The following is a 20,638-nucleotide window of genomic DNA, read 5'->3' on the forward strand; positions in this document are numbered from 1 at the left end:
CGAAAATAACAAAAGTGATAATTCTTAATACAATTGTAAAATAAAGAATGTGAAATTGCAAATTTTTACTCGGGATTTTCAAAGTTTAATTTATTATTCAGCTTAAATTTAAGATAAGTTATTTTTAATCCTTTTTCAATGAATTTTTGTTCGTAATAGGTTTTTATTTGAGTCAGTTCATTTTTAGTGCTTGTATTATAAATATTATCAGTTTTATACAACAAATCTAATTTGTTCAACTGAATAATTTCTTTCGTAAACTCGTGCATTAAAACAGAGTCTGTTTTTAAATGAATTATTCCTTCGTGATTTAAAATATTTGAATAAATTTCAAGAAACCGAGCAGATGTAAGACGTTTTTTCATTTTTCTTTTTTGCGGGTCGGGAAAAGTTATCCAAATTTCACGGATTTCATTTTCTGAAAAGAATGATTTTAAAAACTCGACTTTATTTCTGATAAAAGCAACATTTTTTATATCCTCTTCCTGAACAATTTTGCTTCCTTTCCATAATCGCGGACCTTTAATATCAATACCTATATAATTAATATTTTTATTTTTTTTTGCAAGCCCGACTGTGTATTCTCCTTTTCCGCACCCGACTTCTAAAACTATAGGGTTATTGTTTTTAAAGAATTTTTTGTTCCAACAGCCTTTTAAATGAAAATCTCCTTCATACATTTCTTGGGGCGAAGGTTGAAAAAGATGTAAAAAGGTTTTATTTTCTTCAAATCGTTTTAGTTTGTTTTTGCCCATTTTGTTTTCTTATTCGAATAATACAGGTCAAACCTGCCTCTACACTTTATTAATTTTGCTTGTTATGTCAAGAAATTCACTCAGTATCATAGCTGTTGCTCCCCAAATTTCTATTCCGTTAAGAATATAAAAAGGGGCTGTTATTTTTTCTTTTTGCACTTCAAAAGTTTTGCATACAGTATAAGCATTTATAAGTTCTTTGAGTTTTACCGAATATATTTCATCAACCTCATCCACGTTTCGTTTAAATTCAGGTTTATAATTTATGTACCCTACAACCGGTTGAACATCGTAATTGCTGACGGGTATAAATAATGATGTTAATTTCCCAAGTATTTTAACATCATTGCTGTTTACACCTATTTCTTCTTCGGTTTCGCGAATTGCTGTTTTAATTAAACTTTTGTCTTCTTTTTCAAATTTCCCACCCGGCAGTGCAATTTGCCCGGAATGTTTGCTCCCGTCTGAAACCCTTTTGATAAATGAAATGTAAATTTCATCTTTTTCTGAAAACAATAATATTAAAACAGCACTTTTTTTAATGTTTTTGGTGTTTGTTTTGTCGAATTTATGCGGTCTTCCTTCCGGAATCATTTTTATTTGAGAAGTGTATCCCGGTAAATTGTTATTCAATTCATCAATTAATTTATTTGTATATTCTTCAAGACTCATATCTTTTATTTAAAATTAATTGTTTTAACCGGATTTATTTTTGAAGCTAATAATGCCGGCAGCACTAAAACTAATGTGCTGATAATAAGTGTTCCGACATTCAATAACAAAATATTAGAAAAGTTAAATTCAACCGGAACGCTGTCAACATAATACAACTTAGGGTCTAAAGGAATAATTTTGAAATAATCTTGAATATATAAAATTATTAATGCAATAATATTTCCGAAAAGTAAACCTTTTGTTATTAAAAAAGCACCGTTCAGCACAAATATTTTTATAATACTTAAATTATTTGCACCCATTGCTTTTAACACGCCAATCATGTTGGTTCGTTCCAAAATAATTGTAAATAAGGCAGCAACCATGCTTAAAGCTGCGACAATTATCATTAAAATTAAAATAACCTTTACATTAATGTTTGAAAGTTCTAACCATTGCACTATAAATTCATTGTCCTTTATAAAATTGCTTACCTGAAGCATTGTTCCGTCTTCATTTATTATGCTCGACACTTCTTCTTCAACAAGTATTGTCATTTTCTCAAGCTCATCAAAATCATCAATAAAAATTTCGAAACCGCTTACCTGTTCTTTACTCCAATCATTTATTTTTTGAATATGTCTTATATCGCAAAACACACCGGCTTTGTCGTGTTCTTCCATTCCGGTGTTGTATGTTCCCGAAATAATAAAATCACGAGCTTTCGGCGGGTTTTGAATAAAATATAAAAAAATCTTATCTCCGACTTTATAGTTTAATAAGTCGGCAGTTTTTTCCGAAATAAGTAATTCCTTTGTTTTTTTATCTGATTTCACATCGGGGATTTTTCCTTTTGTGAGATTTTCTTTAAGAAAAGTCCAATCATAATCTTTTCCTGCTCCTTTTAAAACAACACCGTGAACTTCAGTTTCAGATTTAATAATACCGAGTTTTGTAGCAAAAATTTGAATATGCGATATTCCTTTTTCAGAAACAATATTAGGATAAAATGTTTGATTTTTGTTTACCGGCTTAGTTTCAAAGGTTTCATTTATATCTCTGTTTTTTATTGTAATATGTGCTTGAAAACCAACTAATTTTCGGTAAATTTCATTTTTAAACCCGGTTACTACCGAAACCGTAATAAGCATAACAGCCATTCCTACTGCAACAACACTAATTGCAATTTGCAACACAGATTTTGATAAATCTTTTTTACCGTTACCGGAAAAAGTTATTCTTTTAGCTATAAAAACAGAAATATTCAAAAGTTGGTTATTAAATTTCGACAAAATTAGTTTTATTTTTCAAAATATACTTTCAAGCTCGAATAAGTATGTTGTTTATGTTCTTTAACCTTTAAAATATTACACCATTCGACTTTTGTAATATCTTCGGCTGTTTGCGGAACCGGCATTTGATTTCCGAGATGTTGCATTTTAAACCAATATGTTTTTTTCAATATTCGTTTATTTTTGCAGGTATAAATATGATATGAGGATTGCACTTCTTCTGTTATTCTGATATTATTGATTCCGCACTCTTCTTTAACTTCCCTTATTGCTGCATCTTCAGGAGTTTCGCCTTCTTCTATTTTTCCTTTAGGTAAATCCGGTATTTCGAAACGATGAATTACGAGAAGTTCTTTATTTTCATTTGTTACTATTCCGCCGGCTGCTTCAATATATTTAAAGTGAGATTTGAAATCATTGAACAATTTATTGAAGTCATAGTGCTCAAAGCTAATTTCGGAAATTTTTCTCTCAAAAAAAGTGTTCAGAATGTTACTCATTCTGTTGTTGCATTTATGCAGAAACGGTTCGTCAATTTCAAGAGAATCAACTTTAATTTCTAATTCTTCTGTTTTTTTCCAAAGAATTATTTTTTGATTGTTAAAGTAAACAGTTATTGATTTCATTTTTGGTTTATTCTGCTTCTTTCATACTTAATCCGATTCTTTTTCTGATTAAGTCAATGCTGATTACCTTAACCTGAACGTGTTGATGTAACTTAACAACATCTGCGGGATTGCTGACATACGCATTCTTTAAATGTGAAATATGTACTAAGCCGTCTTGTTTTACACCGACATCAACAAAAGCACCGAAATTTGTAATATTTGTAATTATTCCGGGCAAAATCATTCCTACTCTTAAATCGTCAACAGTAAATACATCTTTTGAAAATTCAAAAACTTTTGCTTGTTGCCTGGGATCTCTTCCCGGTTTTTCCAGTTCTTTCATTATATCAGTTAGGGTCGGAAGACCTATTGTATCGCTGATATAATTTTTTAAGTTAACTTTTTTTCTGTATTGTGCCGACTGTATTAAGTCGCTTATACTCACGCCATTATCTTTCGCCATTTTTTGAACGATGTGATATGCCTCGGGGTGAACTGCCGTATTATCCAGCGGATTTTCAGCATCTCTTATTCTTAAAAATCCGGCACATTGTTCATAAGCTTTTTCTCCCAATCTTTTAACTTTTTTTAGTTCTTTACGAGATTTGAATGCACCGTTTTCTGTTCGGTAATCTACTATATTTTGTGCTAATTGTCCTCCGAGTCCGGAAACATAGTTCAGTAAATGTTTGCCTGCCGTGTTCAAATCTACACCTACGGCATTCACACAACTTTCAACAACAATATCAAGACTTTTTTGAAGTTCCTTTTGATTAACATCGTGTTGGTACTGCCCTACCCCAATTGATTTAGGGTCAATTTTCACTAATTCCGACAAAGGGTCGGCTAACCTTCTTCCGATAGAAACAGCGCCTCTTACGGTAACATCATAAGTCGGGAACTCTTCTCTTGCAATTTTTGATGCTGAATATACAGATGCCCCGTCTTCACTTACAACAAAAACTTTCAATTCTCTGTCGAACCTGACTTTCTGCCTTACAAGTTGTTCGGTTTCACGGCTTGCAGTTCCGTTTCCTATTGCAATTGCTTCAATATTATATGCATTAACTAGTGATGCAAGTTTTTTTCCGGCTTGAAATGTTTCTTTTTGCGGAGGATGCGGATAAATCGTTTCGTTGTGCAACAAATTTCCGTGCTCGTCTAAACAAACAGTTTTGCATCCTGTCCTGAATGCCGGGTCAATTGCTAAGATTCGCTTTTCGCCAAGCGGTGCGGCTAATAATAATTGCCTTAAATTATCTGCGAAAACTTTTATTGCTTCTTTATCAGCTTTTTCTTTTGCTGCATTAGAAAATTCATTCTCAATAGAAGGTAATAATAATCTTTTATAGGCATCATCAATTGCTGATTCGACTTGATCTGTTGCTTCTGTATCGCCCTTCAGAAAAATTCGATCCAGTTTTTCAAGAACTTTATCTTCATTCGGATGAATCTTTACTCTTAAAAAGCCTTCATTAACACCTCTATACACAGCAAGTAATCTGTGTGACGGTATTTTTTTTAGAGATTCTTCGAATTCAAAATAATCTCGAAATTTTACAGCCTCGTCTTTTTTTGTTTTTACTACGGTTGATTTTACGGTTGCAGAATAATTAAATTCTCTTCTGACTGCATCTCTTGCTTTTTTATTTTCATTTATTTCTTCTGCAATTATATCTCTCGCTCCTTGCAGGGCATCTTTAACAGTTTCAACTTCATCATTAACATATTTTAAGGCTTCTGACTCAACATCATTAATATTTTGAATGAAAATAATTTTTGCCAAAGGTTCTAAACCTTTTTCTTTTGCTTTTATTGCTCTTGTTTTCTTTTTTTGTTTATAAGGCAGATATAAGTCCTCAAGCTCTGATATATCGTATGTTGCTTCAATTTTATTTTTTAAATCGTCTGTAAGTTTTCCTTGTTTTTCAATTGCAGAAAGGATACTTTCTCGCCTTTTTTCAAGCTCAGCAAGTTTATCTGATAATGTATTAATATCGGAAATCTGAATCTCATCTAAGGTTCCTGTTACTTCTTTTCTGTATCTGCTTATAAACGGGATTGTTGCACCTTCTGTTAAAAGGTTTATTGTATTTTCAACTTGCCTTTCTGATAAGTTTAATTCAGCCGCAATTATTTTGATATGTTTTAAATTCATTAATTCTTAATATTTAAATACAGGATACAAATTTAAAAATAAAACCCGAGACAAATAAATGCCTCGGGTTTAAAATAATATATTAAATAATTTTAGAAGTGGAACATCATATAAACATTTCCGCCTAAATTATCATTTCCGAGATTAAATCCGCTTGAACCTGCAATTTTTGTATCATTAGTTGTTCTTTCATGATTAGTATAGTCCCAAGATTCTGTACTCATCGTCCCTTCTCCTACTGAATTTATGCCGAATCCCCATCCGAATTCACCTCCGAAGGAGATATTAGGAAACAAGAAATATTCTGCACCTACAAAAGCTCTCAAACCAAAACCAAAACCGCCGGCATTAGTAACCTCTGTCAATCTGTTGTCAACTCCCATTGAAGTCATACCCAGCCAATTAACAGTTGTAGTAGGAATAGAGTCACTATTATTCAATTCATTGCCGTAAGTGTAAACATCTTTCGAACCGCCACCAAACATTAAGTTTAGTTCTCCTCCGTAAAATGCTTGTAAGCGACCTTTTCCTCTTCTCATTTCGTAACCTACTCCTAAATTAACGCCACTTGCCGAATGTTTCCAAGTATCTGTAACTCTTGCATTAGTGTTTGCATCATCAACAACAAGGTTATTTAATGTTTGGGACATCATATTTATGTCAAACCTAACCCTTACTGCAGCATCGTCACTTAAAAAATATTTTCCGTAAATACTACCTCCGTCAACAAAGTTAAAAGCCATGGGATCAGCAAACGGTCCTGTGAAATCATTAATTCTAAGCATATTCCCGACTAAATTGAAAAAAGGAGATGCATCAATTCCAAGTGCAAAGTCACCTGCTTTAGGCAAAACAGAAACACCGTGTTTATTTACAACTTCTGTTGTTCCGTCCTCTTGTGAGAACATAATTGTGCTGAATAAAACAGCAAGTAGGGTAAAAATAATCTTTCTCATAAAAATAGATATTTAGTTAAAAAAGTAAAGATACTATTTTTTAATAAAATCAATGTTAAACATAAATTAATGAAAATACAGAATCGTTATTTTCTCAGAATACTTGTAGAGTCACAAGTATCCATTAAAGATGTATCCTGCCCGGTAACTTTATATTCAATTTTATCCAACCATTTTTTGAAAACAGGAATTGTTTTATTAAATGCTTCCTTATTTTCTTCTTTAATCGGTTCAACCGGAGGTGCTTCAATATGAAGTGGGTTTGTCGGTTTTCCGTTTTTCCATACCCTGAAATCTAAATGCGGACCTGTTGATAAGCCTGTACTTCCGACATATCCGATAAGTTGTCCTTGTGTTACTCTTACGCCGGAACGAATACCGCTTGCATAACCTTTTAAGTGCATATAGCCTGTTGTATAAACGCTGTTGTGTCTTATTTTAATATAGTTCCCGGCACCGCCGGTATATGCTGCATGTATAACTGTTCCGTCGCCTAAAGCAAATACCGGTGTTCCGAAAGGAGCAGAATAATCTACCCCTAAATGAGGTCTTACAATTTTTAATATGGGATGTTTTCGTGCATACGAAAAGCCTGAGCTTATTCTGGAAAATTTAAGAGGTGCTTTTAAAAATGCTTTTTTCAGGCTGTTTCCTTCCAAATCATAAAAACTTTGCGTACTGTCTTGTGTGTAGGGAATTGCATATATGCTGTCGTTATAATGCTCAAAATATGCTGCAAGTATTTTTCCGTAACCGATGGATGTATCGTTTACAAATTTTTCTTCATAAATTATTTTGAACCTGTCGCCTTTTTGTAAGCCGAAAAAATCTATTGACCAAGCATAAATTTCCGATAAATCATTTGCTAAAATCGGTTTAACTCCGGCATCTTCCATTGCAAACCATAAAGAAGATTTTATTATACCTCCGGTTTCATTAACTTTTATTTCTACTTTTTTCTTACCGGTATAAACATTTAAGCTGTCGTTTAAATCAAATACAACATAATCAGTTTTATTTTTTTCGTAAACAATATAATTAACGGTTTTTGATGTATCTTTTGAAAAAAAAACGGCATATTTTTGCCCTCTTCTAATTTTTCTTACATCAAAAAGACCTTCTGTTTTTTTAACTATTGAATGAAGTTTATTCATTACATTATATTTTTCAAATAAAGTTCCCAAAAACATTCCGGGTTCTACCTTGCTTGTTTCTATTAAAAATGTATCAGCACTTAAACCGTATAATTTGTTTTCTTTAACCGGTTCAGGTATTACGATATTTGTTGAAGTGTTATCTTTGTTCTTATTACTTGTCTGATTATAAAGATAATAACCGCTCACGCCTATTGCTGCAATTAAAAAAATAATTATAATTCCTTTCTTCATTCTTCTGTTTTTGATTTTTCTTTTTTCCTTAAAAACCGACAAAGTTAATTTTATTACTCTCTGATTTACTATTTTAGGTTGATTTTATAAAAATCTCATCTAATATTTCAGGAATTAAATCTCTTTCGGATGCTTCATTATATAAAGTTTTAACGGCATTCTTTCCGACTTTTCCCAAATCAAGTGAAAAATTATTTACATATAAATCAATATGTTTTTTCATTATTTCTGCATTCATTTCTTGTGCATATTGTTTTATATAGCTTAAGCTTGATTCCGGGTTTTTATATGCAAATTCAATGCTTGTTTTAATTATATTGCTTATTTTTAATTGCAATTCCGGAGGATGTTTCCTGTTTATAACGATTCCGCCGAGAGGTATCGGTGTTTTTGTCATATTTTCCCAAAATTCTCCTAAATCAATAATCTTTTTTAAACCTTTTGCTTCATAAGTAAACCGGTTTTCATGAATAATAAGTCCTGCATCAACTTCTTCATCGTTAACGGCATCTTCAATATCAGAAAATAAATAAGGAATTTTATTTTTTGCCTTAGGATATGCAATTCCGAGAAGTAAATTTGCTGTCGTAAATTTGCCGGGAATTGCAATTTTTAAATCATTGACCTCATTCCGATAAATCTTTTTTTTGCTGATAAGCAAAGGTCCGTTATTATTTCCCAATGCACTTCCTGAATTAAGCAAAACATAGTTTTCTGCTGCATAAGAATAAGCATGATAACTTAATTTTGTAATATCAATTTTTCCTTCAAATGCTTTTTTATTTAATTCTTCAACATCAGCCAAAATTAACTCGAATTGAATTCCTTCGGTATCTATTTTATGATGAACGGCGGCATCAAAAATGAAGGTGTCGTTAGGGCAGGTTGAAAAACCAAGACTTAATTTCATATTTTTGATAATATATTTAACAACTCTTGTGACAAATTTTTTAGTGCTAAAGGAATATTCCAATTCTCTTTATTTCTTTCTTCAACTTTATTAGAAACTGTTCTGATTTGTAAAAAATCTGCCTTTTCTTTTAAACAAACATATGCAACAGCTGCACCCTCCATCGTTTCAATATCCGGATTAAATTTATTTATACGATGTTTTATTTGTTTTTTATTGCCTGAACTTGCATTTACTGTAATTGCTGTGACTTTTGGAAGCTCAGTATCAACTTGTTGCTGAGTTGAACTGTATAGTTTTCCATTAATAAAAGGTCTTGTGTTATGTTTTAGCAAACCTTCATCAAATAAAGTTTTAAAGGAATTATCATCGTCGGTAACTCCGATATCGCCAAACTCGTCAAGAATTACACTTACAGAATCTCCTATGCAAATATCATCATTAAAACTGCCGCAAATACCTGCATTAATAACTAAATCATACTTTTTTTTACTTATTGTTTTTGTCAAAGAATAAGTTGTTGCAGACATTCCTATTCCCGAAATTAATATTTTAACATTCAAATTATCAGTAAAAAACTCATTATCGTTCTTAACAGAATAATTCTTATTTCTAACTTCTTTTAAGAATGGATATGCTTCTGAATTTGTTGCAAATACAATTAATATTTCCTTTTTTCTTTTCAAAATACTTTATTGATTATGAATTGTTTTATTTTTACAAAATTATTTAAATATCAGCTTAAAAAAAATATAATGAAAATAATAAGCAAAGGAACCGGCATTGATGAAGATTTCGGTTATGTAAGAATAGATTCGTATAATGATGAAACAACAAAAAAAATAGCTGAACACTATCAAGCCATTTTAGGGCTGTTGGGAGAAGATGCAGAAAGAGAAGGTCTTGAGAATACTCCTGAACGTGTTGCAAAAGCAATGCAATTTATGTCGAAAGGTTATAATTCAGATCCGGCTAAAATCATTAAAAGTGCCTTGTTTAAAGAGGATTACAGCGAAATGGTAATCGTAAAAGATATTGATTTATATTCAATGTGCGAACATCATATGTTACCTTTTTATGGAAAAGCTCATGTTGCATATATTCCGAACGGATTGATTACCGGATTAAGTAAAATTGCAAGAGTTGTAGAAACTTACTCAAGAAGATTACAGGTTCAAGAACGTTTAACAATGCAAATAAGAGATACTATTGAAGAAACTCTTGAACCTCTTGGTGTTGCAGTTGTTATTGAAGCTGCCCACATGTGCATGAGAATAAGAGGAATTCAAAAACAAAATTCGGTTACTACAACCTCTGCTTTTACGGGTGCGTTTAATAATGCAAAAACAAGAGAAGAATTTATTCATTTAATAGGAGCAAAGTTAATCTGATATTCTTTTTGATATTAGGCACATTAATCATATCGTTTTATTTATTTTTCATGAAAACATCAAAAAGCGGTGCAAAATTTTCAGCCATTGTAAGAATTGGAGAAGAGTTAAGAGAAGAAAGCAGAAAAACCGGTAAAGAATTTCTTTATTTAAACAGAGGAATTAATCAGGTTGAAAATATTGATTTGTCAAAAATAATTCCGATGATTGATTTTAATTCAGATACCATTCAATATTATCCGCATTCAAAAGGAATGTTGTCGTTGAGGAAAGCAATCAACGAAGAATTCTTTGCCGGAAAAACATCAAATGATAATATTTTTATTACATCGGGCGGAATGAACTCACTTTCGCTTGTTTTTCAAACACTAAACATAAAAAAAGTTTATACACATTCTCTTTATTGGGGAGCATATACAAATGCTTTAAAAATTGCAGGAAAAAAGCAATTATTTTATGAAGGATTTAAAGAGTTAAAAGCAAACTATAAAAATTATAATAATTCTGCCGTAATAATTTGCGACCCTAACAACCCTACCGGCAGCAAAGTTGATGATAAAGAGCTTTTTGAACTTTTGGGTTTATTGGCAAAACAAAATACAATTGTAATTTGGGACGGACCTTACAGAAGACTTTTTTATGACAAAACAGATACTTTATATGAAAATTTATTGAACTACGACAATGTAATTATAACTGAAAGTTTCAGTAAATCAATTGGTTTAAGCGGACAACGCATAGGGTTTATGTATTGTAGAGATACAAATTTTAACAATGAATTTGCTGTTCGATTATTATATTCCGGAAACGGAGTTAATGCTTTTGCTCAAATTTTAGTTGAAAAAATACTAACAACACCTGAAGGCAAAAAAGCAGCAACAGATTTCAAAATAAAAACAACAAAGGACATAAAAGAAAATATAAAGCTATTACAGAAAAAAAAGATACTTGCAGAAGAATTTTACAGTAATAAAACACCTGTCGGAATTTTTGTAATAGTTAATAAATCTTTTGATGAGTTAAAATCAAAAAAAATAGGCAGCGTTCCTTTAAATTATTTTACAAAACGAACAGATATAGATGTTGGAAAATATTCAAGAATTTGCGTTTCAGCCCCAAAAGAAAAATTCGTTAGCTTTTTTAACAAATTATAGTGTAGTTTAACACACAAAACTCATACAATTATGAAAATTTATTTTCTGTTTATATTCTCAGTAGTTTTAGGGCTGATAACATCTTGCAATAAAAATGAAAACATTACAAATTCTGTTTCAGGTGTAATATCATATAACGGTGTTTATGTCGGACAAAACAGAACAATTTACATAAGAGGGTATAAATCAAATACAAAAGCAATAGGCACACCCGATTTTGCAACTTCTGTTTCAGATGCCGGAAGTTATATTATTGATTTAGGGGCTTATGCCGGAGATTTGTATTTATCTGCTTTTATGGACATTGATAATTCAGGAAATTCAGCAGGTCCGACTGCAAATGAAACATTAATTAACGGTGTGTATGCAGACCCTATAGGATGTTACGGCGATTATACTTTCGAAAACGGCGAAGCAATACAAATAAGTGTTGACGGCGAAATTAAAAATATTAACTTTGAAATTAAAGACTCCGGAGTAATTAAAGCAAGCTTCTCAAATACAGGACATTGCACTATAGGCGTAATAAAAAACAATATAATTAGCGAAGAGTTTCTGCATCACAGGCATTGCGATGTTACAAGTTCTAACGATACTTTTTTACTAGCCGTACCTGCAAAAAATAATTGGTTTTGTAAGGTTAAGTTTGATAATTTATCAACAGCACAAATATATCCTTCTCCGGTTAATGTTACAGCAAATAATATTGTTGAAATTAATTTCTGATTAATCTGCTTCAGACTATAAAGTGTATATAATTCTTAGAAATTATTTTTGTTAATAATTATTTCTGAGGTCATTTTAATACCTGCTTTCTTATACACCTCACTTACACCGCAATATCTTTCTTCTGATAAATTAATTGCTTTTTCAAGTTTTGCTGTCGGCAATTCTTCACCGTCTTTTGGTGTAAAAATATAGGCAACATGCATTGATATAAAGTGTTTAGGGTGTTCATCCGTCAACTCTCCTGAAACTTCAACATTAAAATCTGACAGCATATCTGTTACTCTCATTTTTTTTAATATAGATACAACATCCATACCCGTACAACCTCCGAGGGCAGCCAACATAAACGGCTTTGGCCTGGGTCCCCTGTTTTCTCCTCCTACTTTATCCGTTGCATCAATCATTACTTTATGGCCGTTTACCTCCCATTCAAATGCCATATTACCTTTCCAAACTGTTTTTATTTTTTCACTCATAATTTATTAATTCAGTTGTTATATTTCAATTATTCTTAACAAATACTTGTATGTTTATGTTTAGATTTCTAAATTTATGCAAAATAACCCAAAATAAAATTCTGCACAAAATTAAAATTCTTATTTTTGTCAAACTTTTTAAAATGATAGACAAGGATAAAATACCGATTTGTGAAACTTGCTTTGTCAGCAATGACATTTTTAGGCATTTAACAAAAGATGAACTTGATGTTTTATCATACATAAAAAATTGCAATACTTATAAAAAGGGAGAGGTTATATATAGTGAACAAGGACGGGTAACCGGCATTTATTGTATAAACAGCGGAATTGTTAAGCACTATAAAACAGGGAATGACGGAAAAGAGCAAATAATAAGGTTTTCAAAAAAAGGAGAGATTTTCGGCTTCAGGGCAATTTTATCCGAAGATTCTGCTTGCACCTCTACAAAAGTAATTGAAGATTGTTCTTTGTGTTTTATTCCTGCAGCCCATTTCCTTAAACTTTTAAAAGAAAACTCAGGCTTTTCAATGAGTGTTATGAAACTATCCTGCATAGAACTAGGATATGCAAATCAATATATTTTAGATATTGCTCAAAAAAATGTTCGAGAACGATTGGCCGAAATTTTGCTTTTATTAAACGAAAGCTTCGGTATAAATAAAGAAGGCGAATTAAATATATTTTTGACACGAGAGGAACTTGCCGGAATTGTAGGAACAGCAACAGAATCTGTTATCAGACTTCTGTCAGAATTTAAAAAAGATAAACTTATTGAATTAAATAAACGAAAGATAAAATTACTTGATATCCCAAAATTAAAAAGACTTTCGGAAATATATTAAAAAAAATATTTTATGTTTACTGCCGAGATAAATAATAAAAAATTTAATATTAAGTTTAGCAATGAACTTTTGAGTAAAGGTACAATATCTGATGAGCGTTTTGAGATAAATGTTATTAAAAATAATAACAAATCGTTTCATATAATAAATAACCTTAAATCCTATAATGTTGATATTATATCAATTGATAATATTGAGAAAAGAGTAATTTTAAAAGTTAATCAAAAAACATTTGAAGTTAAGATAACCGACGAGTTAGATAAATTGCTCAAAGAGATGGGAATTCAAAATAAAGAAAACAAAAAAAATAAAGACCTAAAAGCACCAATGCCGGGATTAGTAACCGAAATTATAATTAAAATTGGAGATACAATTCAAAAAGGAGATAATTTATTAATTTTGGAAGCAATGAAAATGGAAAATAATTTAAAAGCCGAACATGATGCAATTATTAAAGATATAATTGTAGAAAAAGGCAATTCTGTTGAAAAAAATCAAGTATTAGTTACATTTGAATAACCAATATATTTTTGTTTATGCATAGGTCTTTCAGCATATATATATTTAGTGCTTTGTTATTTCTTTTCAATAACTCTTCAGCACAAATAGATCAAATCAGCGTTCAACATTATTCTATTAATGACGGACTTTCCCAAAATTTTACAAACAGTATTTTTCAAGATAAATTCGGATATATTTGGATTGCAACTCAAGACGGATTGAACAGGTTTGACGGATATGAATTTATTACATTCAGACAAGACCCGAATGATGAGAATTCATTATCAAACAATTATGTAATTGACATTGAGGGCTCAAAAGATACAATTCTATGGGTTGTTACAAATGAAGGATTGGAAAAATTTGATTATAAAACAAATCACTTCTCCACTGTAATAAGAAATAAAAACCATACCCAATCTGTATATTCTACAAACATTAAAGCCGTTAAAGAAGATGCCTCAGGAATATTGTGGCTGAGAACTATTGACGGAATTATTCGTTATAACCCCGAAAAAAATGAATTCCTGGAATATAAACAAACTGAAAAAGGAGACGGCTTTATAAGTGATTATAACTACTTTTCGATTTTAGAAGACTCAGACCATAATTTTTGGTCCGGCTCTAAAGACGGATTAATAAAATTTAATCATAAAACAAAAGAGTTTAATACATATAAATTTGATAAAAAATCCGGGAATAATGAAGTTTTTTCAGTATATTTTGAAAACCAAGAAAAATACTGGGTGGGAACAAAAAACGGAGTTTATACCTTTAACCCGACAACAGAAAAGTTTAATAAATTCACAGTTCAAAAAAACATATTAAATGTCAGGGCAATCCATAAAGACAACAACAGTAATGTCTGGATAGGTACCGAGTATGGTTTAATGTACAAAAAACCGGAGAATAATTATTTCGAATCTTTCAAACTTGACAATTATATTTCAGACGAAGTTAATGTCGGCAATGTTTCCGGGATAATGCAGGATAACTCTGATATTATCTGGGTTTGTTCTGATTACGGCATTTTTAAAATTGACTCTAAGAAAAAACATTTTAACTTATACCGTAAAGGAAAAAACAGTTCAATTAATTTTTCTTCTAATACAATTTATTCTATTTACTATGATGCAGAAACAGAAGAAATTTGGTTGGGAACAAGAGCTTTCGGCTTAAATATATTCAACAGAAAAACAAACCAAGTTAAGATATATAATAAAGATAATTCTCTTCTTACGGATAATAATATTCATTGTATTACAGCAGATGAAAAAGGAAACATTTGGGTAGGAACCAGTAACGGTCCTTTTATTTATAATAAATTTAGCAAAAGTTTTATTCCCTTTTCAAAATATGTGAATAAAGACTTTAACGGATATTTTAAAAATAACAGAATTTCAAGTATGTTTTTTGACAGCGGAGATATTTGGTTTTCAACATTAAACGGTTTACTAAAATACAGTAACGGAAAAATCAAAACATACAAAAAAGACGGAACAGTTAACAGCTTAGTCGCAAATGATGTTTTTAAATCAATAAAACGAAAAAACGGAGAAATTTGGGTTGCAACGCTTCACGGCTTAAGTAAGCTTAACCCAAAAACAAACACATTTATAAACTATACAAAAGACAATAAAAAAATTAGCGATAATTCGGTTTTAACTGTTTTTGAAAGTTCAGACCAAACTCTTTGGGTGGGAACAGGAACCGGTTTAAACAAATATATTCCCGAAAAAGATTCTTTCATTTTTTACACTTCTAAAAGTCATGGTTTTAGTAATGATTTTATATATACGATAGCAGAAGACAACTTAAATAATCTTTGGCTGAGCACAAATAAAGGAATTGCCAAATTTAACATAAAAACAGAAGAGGTAATAAACTTCTCTCAAGATGATAACTTACAAGGTTATGAATTTAATATAGGTGCTGTATATTCCGCAGATACTATTAATGAAATATTTTGGGGAGGGTTAAATGGTTTAAATTCCATAAAATTGAAAAATCTGACAAAAAATCTTGTTGCTCCCAAACCTCTTATAACAAAATTTGTAAAACGCACCCAAAAAGGAAAAGAAGAGGTGTTAATAGGAAATAACAATGAAGTATTTTTGACATATAAAGAAAGCAGTTTCGATATAAACTTTGCTGTTCCCGAATACACACATCCCGACAAAAATAAGTTCAAATACAAAATTGAAGAGGCAAACGAAAACTGGATTGATTTAGGAACAAAAAATTCAATTAACTTCTTTCAGCTATCCCCCGGAACATATACGTTAAAATTAATAGGAGCAAACAGTGACAATTATTGGAACATTAATCCGGTTACCCTTATAATACATATATCAGCTCCTTGGTGGCAAACAACTTCAGCATATATTTTTTATGTTGCGTTTGTTATATTCTTAGTTCTCGGCGGATTTTTTATTTACAACAAAGAAATAAGGAAAGAAAACAAAATATTAAACGAAAAACAAATTGTAGCAAAAGAGGTAGAAAAACAAAGAGAACTTTTATCAATTAAAAATAATAATATTGCCGAAAGTATGCGATATGCATCCCGAATTATAGATGCCCTTTTACCCACAAAACAATTTGTTAAAAAATTAATCCCGGACTCCTTTGTTTTGTTTATGTCAAAAGAAATTGTCAGCGGAGATTTCTACTGGGTAGATGAAAGTAAAGATAAAGTTTTTGTTGCTGCTGTTGATTGTACCGGGCATGGTGTACCCGGGGCATTTATGTCAATTGTAGGATTAGATTTATTGCGAAATATTATCAACCAAGGAATTGATACCCCCGGAGAAATCCTGGACAGACTAAATAGAGATGTTGCAAGTATTTTCAGAAAAGATGAACTTTCCGGGGAATTAAAAGACGGAATGGACATAAGTATGATAGCAATTCATAAAAAAGATAATATAATTGAATATGCAGGTGCAATAAATCAGTTATTTATAATCAGAGATGATAATATTATTGAAATAAAAGGTAACAGATTTTCAATATCTCCTGTTACAACAAATTACGGTCATTTTAAAAATCATACTATTGAAGTACAAGATATGGATATGATTTATCTGTTTTCAGACGGCTATGTTGACCAGTTCGGAGGTCCGGACGAGAAAAAATTTAAATACAGAAGGTTTCGCCATATGCTCTTAAACAATTACAGGCTGCCTGTTGAAGAACAAAAAAATAATTTAAAAAGAGTTATAAACAGTTGGCGAGGACAATTAGAACAGGTCGATGATATCTTGGTTATGGGAATAAGAATTAAACTGTAAAAGCAAGCTAATTGTCTTATATCGGTTTGATTTCCACTGCAATTACAAGCTTAGGAAAAAAGGTCTTGCAAACTGTCAAAAAAATTATACGCTGAGTTTAACCGCAGAAATAAGTTACAGAAAGCAAAGAAAGGATGAGATTTTGAAATAATATATTCATTTCGACATTGTATCAATTTATTTCAAGACAAAAAACAATTAAAAAGCGTAGTTGAAAACTACGCTTTTTAATTGTTTGAAATAAGGAGGAGTCCTTTTTCAAAATATAATTCCGTAAATTATACTATTTTGTTTCTTCACTAACATTTTTATATTTCCTGTGTTTAAAGTAAGCTCCCAGAATAATAAGAAATATCATGAGCACTAAAATTATTGCCCACAAAGGAAGGCTGGCTTTACTTCCGGAAGCATAGCTATGCAAGCCTTTTGAAAAATAGTAATTTACGCCGAAGAAGGTCATAATAACGCTTCCGAATGCAATTACTGATGCTGTATTAAAAATAAAAGCTTTATTTAATCCGGGAACTAACCTTAAGTGTAAAACAACAGCATATACCATCAATATTATTAATGCCCACGTTTCTTTGGCATCCCAGCCCCAATAACGCCCCCAAGACTCGTTTGCCCAAACGGCTCCTAAAAATGTACCAAGTGTAGCTAAAACAATTCCTATTATTAAGTTCATTTCATTAATATTGGTCAAATCTTTTATAGTTAAATCTAACTTAGCAGCATTGTTCTTATTTTTAAACAGATATATGAATAAATTCATTAAGCCCAAAATAAAGCCTAATCCTAAAAATCCGTAGCTTATTACAATAACTGCAACGTGAACAATTAACCAATAAGATTTTAAAACAGGTTGAAGATTTGTTAATTGGGGGTCGTAGCTGCTGAAACCGGCAGTTAACATAATAAAAAATGCCAATAAAGCTGTTGCAGCAAGTGTAATTTTAGAATATCGCATAAAACTGAATCCTGCTAATAATCCTCCCCAAGCTACAAATACTAATGCTTCATATCCGTTACTCCAAGGTGCATGGCCGGACAAATACCACCTTAAAACCAAGCCGTAAGTGTGGTAAATAAATCCTCCGGCTAAAAGAATAATGAAAAAGTTAAGCGTATATGTCAGAGCTTTGCTTTTCTTTACTTTCAGATGATCTGCAAATGCAAGTAACAAAATAATTACACTTAAAATCATATACACATATTTCAGCATTACAAAAATTCGAGCTTTATTATAATGAATTTCTGTATTAATTTTTGCTTCCGAAGGAATAACTTCTCCTGAACCGGTTTGTCGCTGTATTTGATTTATATAATCTAATATTTGATCTGCCCGAGAGTAATTGTTTGTTTGTGTTGCCATTGAAACTTCGTGCAGATATAATTGAAAGATGTTGCTGTAAGTAAGCGTATTTAATTGTAAATCTTCGTTAATTATACTGATACTTCCCGTAAGAGGTCTGTATGCCGCCGAATCTTCAAGACTTACCCATTTATGATTGTTTGAATCTTGGTCGTGGAAAATTTTCAGCATACTGCCGCTGAAAGTCATTAACAAAATATTCAGCCGTTCATTAACTTTCATAATCTCTTTATCAAACTTATTCTGCTCTGCTTTACTTTTCATATAGGCCGCTTCCGAAAAAGCATCAAGTTTATAATGATTATTATTATCAAAAAAATCTACATAAGAAGCATATTTTCCGGTTATTCCGACAAGGTTTCTTATTGAAGGCTCTTTTATAAAAATTATTTTCTGTGTTTTCCAGAATTCACTGTCAAGCATTAAATCCATATAAAATTGCATAGCATTTAGCTTACCTTTTCCTTCAACATTTATTGAATTCTTTTTATATATTTTATGAAGAACATCATAGGCTAAGGTATGAACAGGCTCAAAACGCCCGTCGTATGTTTGTACAATTAAATGCCCGAACTTATCAGCATGATCTTTATTAACCGGCATTTGTGTTGTTGATTGCGAAAACCCGGCGGTGCTTAATCCGATAATTAAAGCAATTGTTGTTATTGCTTTTCTTTCAATACGGGTTTTTCTGATTTTTTTGCCTAAAATGCCGAATCTGGATTTTTTATTTAAGAGAGTAGCAATAAATCCTAAACACAATAATATATAACTGAAATATGTAACCAGTGTACCTGCCCTGTCATGACTTACAGAAAGTATTGTGCCTAATTCGTCCCTGTCATAAGATGACTGGAAAAATCGATATCCGCCATAATCCAAGATATTATTCATGTAAATTTTATGATTTTCTCTCATGTTTTTTCTGTTATCAATTAGTATTACATCACTTTCAAAAGAAGATGGGCTGTTAGAGCCCGGGTAACGTTCTAAAATAAAATCTTCTAAATAAATAGAAAAAGGAATTTCTATAGGTTTGTTTCCGTATGCCAATTTAAACGATAAATCATCTATATTATAATCTTTAAAATTTGCAATAAACCCATCTCCTCCGAAAATTTCAATTTCATGGTTAACACCTTTATAGCTAATGTCTGCAATAATTGCATTCGGATGATTAGAATCTGGATTTCCGTCAACCAGTTGTTTTTTTGCTTTTTTATAGTGTTTCACAAATAAAAATAAAATATCATTTGCTTTATAAACATGGTTGAAAATTAATGCCTCCGAATTACCTGTACTTATTGAATCTTCAATTTCTCCGCTCATTGTTGTAAGATATAAATCATAGGGAGCAGAAATCATCAGTTTCCCTTCAACTTCATTAACATTAACGGTATTTGAAGCATCTTTATTAAATGAAATATTAAAATTTCCGATTTGTTTACTTTCCTTATCTTTTAATAAATCCGGAATTGTTCCCTCATGTGTAGCAACCCTTATTTCAAGCATGTCAACACCGTCCGAAACGTTCTCGGAAATATTCTCAACAGCACTGTGAATATATTTTTTTGCACTAATTTTCACATTGCCTTTACCGGGAACATTAAAAGTATAATTAAACGGTTCGGAAGTAATTAATCGCTCATTTGCCGGAATATCTTCAACTAATTCGGGACTGTTTACATCGGGCATTATTCTCAAAACTGTTTCGGATGAATATATAACATTTGATGCTTGCCCCTCTCTGATGTGCATACTGCCTTCATACCCGATATATCTGGTAATTCCCGCGCCAAAAATCATAAAAATAAATCCTAAATGAAACATTAATATTGTTAACTTTTCTTTTTTGTATAGTTTTCTTCTGAATACAATACCAATAAGGTTAACCGCCAATAAGAACAAAAGAAGTTCCATCCACCTTGCATTATAAATCAGCATTTTTGCTGTTATTGTATCATATTTATCTTCAACAAAAGTTGCAATACCTATTGCAAAAGCAAAAACAGTAAGTAAAGTCAGAGTTAATTTTCTCGAAAAAAGTATATCTCCTATTTTTTTCATATTTATTGTTTTAAAATTTTTAATATAAGTAATAAAATATTAAGGATATTGCAATTTATTAGTTGCAAGCACAATTTTAATCCTTACTT

The 20,638-nt window shown here is 31.1% G+C and carries 17 protein-coding genes; 6 read left to right on the top strand and 11 right to left on the bottom strand.

What is annotated here, in order from left to right:
* Nucleotides 1–65: 65 nt before the first annotated feature.
* From trmB to mqnB, 9 genes are all read right to left on the bottom strand, one after another.
* On the bottom strand, nucleotides 66–755 hold the full coding sequence (gene trmB / locus L3J35_04290; GenBank protein ID MCF6365402.1) for a tRNA (guanosine(46)-N7)-methyltransferase TrmB: 690 nt from the start codon (nucleotides 753–755) through the stop codon (nucleotides 66–68).
* Nucleotides 756–794: 39 nt separating this feature from the next.
* On the bottom strand, nucleotides 795–1,427 hold the full coding sequence (locus L3J35_04295) for a CoA pyrophosphatase (GenBank protein ID MCF6365403.1): 633 nt from the start codon (nucleotides 1,425–1,427) through the stop codon (nucleotides 795–797).
* Between the two features lie 5 nt (nucleotides 1,428–1,432).
* Entirely contained in the window at nucleotides 1,433–2,701 is a 1,269-nt protein-coding gene (locus L3J35_04300; protein ID MCF6365404.1) for an FtsX-like permease family protein, read from the bottom strand.
* A gap of 8 nt (nucleotides 2,702–2,709) precedes the next feature.
* Nucleotides 2,710–3,327, bottom strand: coding sequence for an NUDIX domain-containing protein (locus L3J35_04305; protein MCF6365405.1), 618 nt, complete (start codon nucleotides 3,325–3,327; stop codon nucleotides 2,710–2,712).
* A 7-nt stretch (nucleotides 3,328–3,334) separates the two neighbouring features.
* Nucleotides 3,335–5,467 carry an RNA-binding transcriptional accessory protein gene (locus L3J35_04310; GenBank protein MCF6365406.1) on the bottom strand — a complete coding sequence of 711 codons (2,133 nt, stop codon included), beginning with the start codon at nucleotides 5,465–5,467 and terminating at the stop codon, nucleotides 3,335–3,337.
* Between the two features lie 92 nt (nucleotides 5,468–5,559).
* Entirely contained in the window at nucleotides 5,560–6,423 is an 864-nt protein-coding gene (locus tag L3J35_04315) for a hypothetical protein (GenBank protein ID MCF6365407.1), read from the bottom strand.
* 86 nt (nucleotides 6,424–6,509) lie between these two features.
* The gene (locus L3J35_04320; protein MCF6365408.1) at nucleotides 6,510–7,811 is read right to left on the bottom strand and encodes a peptidoglycan DD-metalloendopeptidase family protein; all 1,302 of its coding nucleotides are present in this window, start codon (nucleotides 7,809–7,811) and stop codon (nucleotides 6,510–6,512) included.
* Between the two features lie 73 nt (nucleotides 7,812–7,884).
* The gene (locus L3J35_04325) at nucleotides 7,885–8,721 is read right to left on the bottom strand and encodes a 1,4-dihydroxy-6-naphthoate synthase (protein ID MCF6365409.1); all 837 of its coding nucleotides are present in this window, start codon (nucleotides 8,719–8,721) and stop codon (nucleotides 7,885–7,887) included.
* Entirely contained in the window at nucleotides 8,718–9,407 is a 690-nt protein-coding gene (mqnB, locus tag L3J35_04330; GenBank protein ID MCF6365410.1) for a futalosine hydrolase, read from the bottom strand. The genes L3J35_04325 and mqnB overlap by 4 nt, the downstream gene beginning before the upstream one ends.
* 69 nt (nucleotides 9,408–9,476) lie before the next feature.
* Here mqnB and folE point away from each other — a divergent pair, with 69 nt between their 5' ends.
* The 3 genes from folE to L3J35_04345 are packed head-to-tail and all read left to right on the top strand — an operon-like array spanning nucleotide 9,477 to nucleotide 11,992.
* Nucleotides 9,477–10,112, top strand: coding sequence for a GTP cyclohydrolase I FolE (gene folE / locus L3J35_04335; protein MCF6365411.1), 636 nt, complete (start codon nucleotides 9,477–9,479; stop codon nucleotides 10,110–10,112).
* A 50-nt stretch (nucleotides 10,113–10,162) separates the two neighbouring features.
* The gene (locus tag L3J35_04340; GenBank protein ID MCF6365412.1) at nucleotides 10,163–11,266 is read left to right on the top strand and encodes a pyridoxal phosphate-dependent aminotransferase; all 1,104 of its coding nucleotides are present in this window, start codon (nucleotides 10,163–10,165) and stop codon (nucleotides 11,264–11,266) included.
* 30 nt (nucleotides 11,267–11,296) lie between these two features.
* Nucleotides 11,297–11,992, top strand: coding sequence for a hypothetical protein (locus L3J35_04345; GenBank protein ID MCF6365413.1), 696 nt, complete (start codon nucleotides 11,297–11,299; stop codon nucleotides 11,990–11,992).
* Nucleotides 11,993–12,027: 35 nt separating this feature from the next.
* On the opposite strand, the gene L3J35_04350 is transcribed toward L3J35_04345, so the two are convergent.
* The gene (locus L3J35_04350; GenBank protein MCF6365414.1) at nucleotides 12,028–12,471 is read right to left on the bottom strand and encodes an OsmC family protein; all 444 of its coding nucleotides are present in this window, start codon (nucleotides 12,469–12,471) and stop codon (nucleotides 12,028–12,030) included.
* 143 nt (nucleotides 12,472–12,614) lie between these two features.
* Here L3J35_04350 and L3J35_04355 point away from each other — a divergent pair, with 143 nt between their 5' ends.
* The 3 genes from L3J35_04355 to L3J35_04365 are packed head-to-tail and all read left to right on the top strand — an operon-like array spanning nucleotide 12,615 to nucleotide 17,110.
* Nucleotides 12,615–13,316 carry a Crp/Fnr family transcriptional regulator gene (locus L3J35_04355; protein MCF6365415.1) on the top strand — a complete coding sequence of 234 codons (702 nt, stop codon included), beginning with the start codon at nucleotides 12,615–12,617 and terminating at the stop codon, nucleotides 13,314–13,316.
* A 12-nt stretch (nucleotides 13,317–13,328) separates the two neighbouring features.
* Nucleotides 13,329–13,835: a biotin/lipoyl-binding protein gene (locus L3J35_04360; GenBank protein MCF6365416.1), complete on the top strand. Its 507-nt coding sequence runs from the start codon at nucleotides 13,329–13,331 to the stop codon at nucleotides 13,833–13,835.
* Nucleotides 13,836–13,888: 53 nt separating this feature from the next.
* Entirely contained in the window at nucleotides 13,889–17,110 is a 3,222-nt protein-coding gene (locus L3J35_04365) for a SpoIIE family protein phosphatase (protein ID MCF6365417.1), read from the top strand.
* Nucleotides 17,111–17,393: 283 nt separating this feature from the next.
* Here the strand turns inward: L3J35_04365 and ccsA are convergent, their stop codons facing one another.
* Complete coding sequence (gene ccsA, locus L3J35_04370; protein ID MCF6365418.1) at nucleotides 17,394–20,549, bottom strand: cytochrome c biogenesis protein CcsA; 3,156 nt, start codon at nucleotides 20,547–20,549, stop codon at nucleotides 17,394–17,396.
* Nucleotides 20,550–20,638: the final 89 nt, after the last annotated feature.

It is taken from the genome of Bacteroidales bacterium, from assembly GCA_021648725.1.
In the GTDB taxonomy this organism is placed as follows: Bacteria; Bacteroidota; Bacteroidia; order Bacteroidales; family JAADGE01; genus JAADGE01.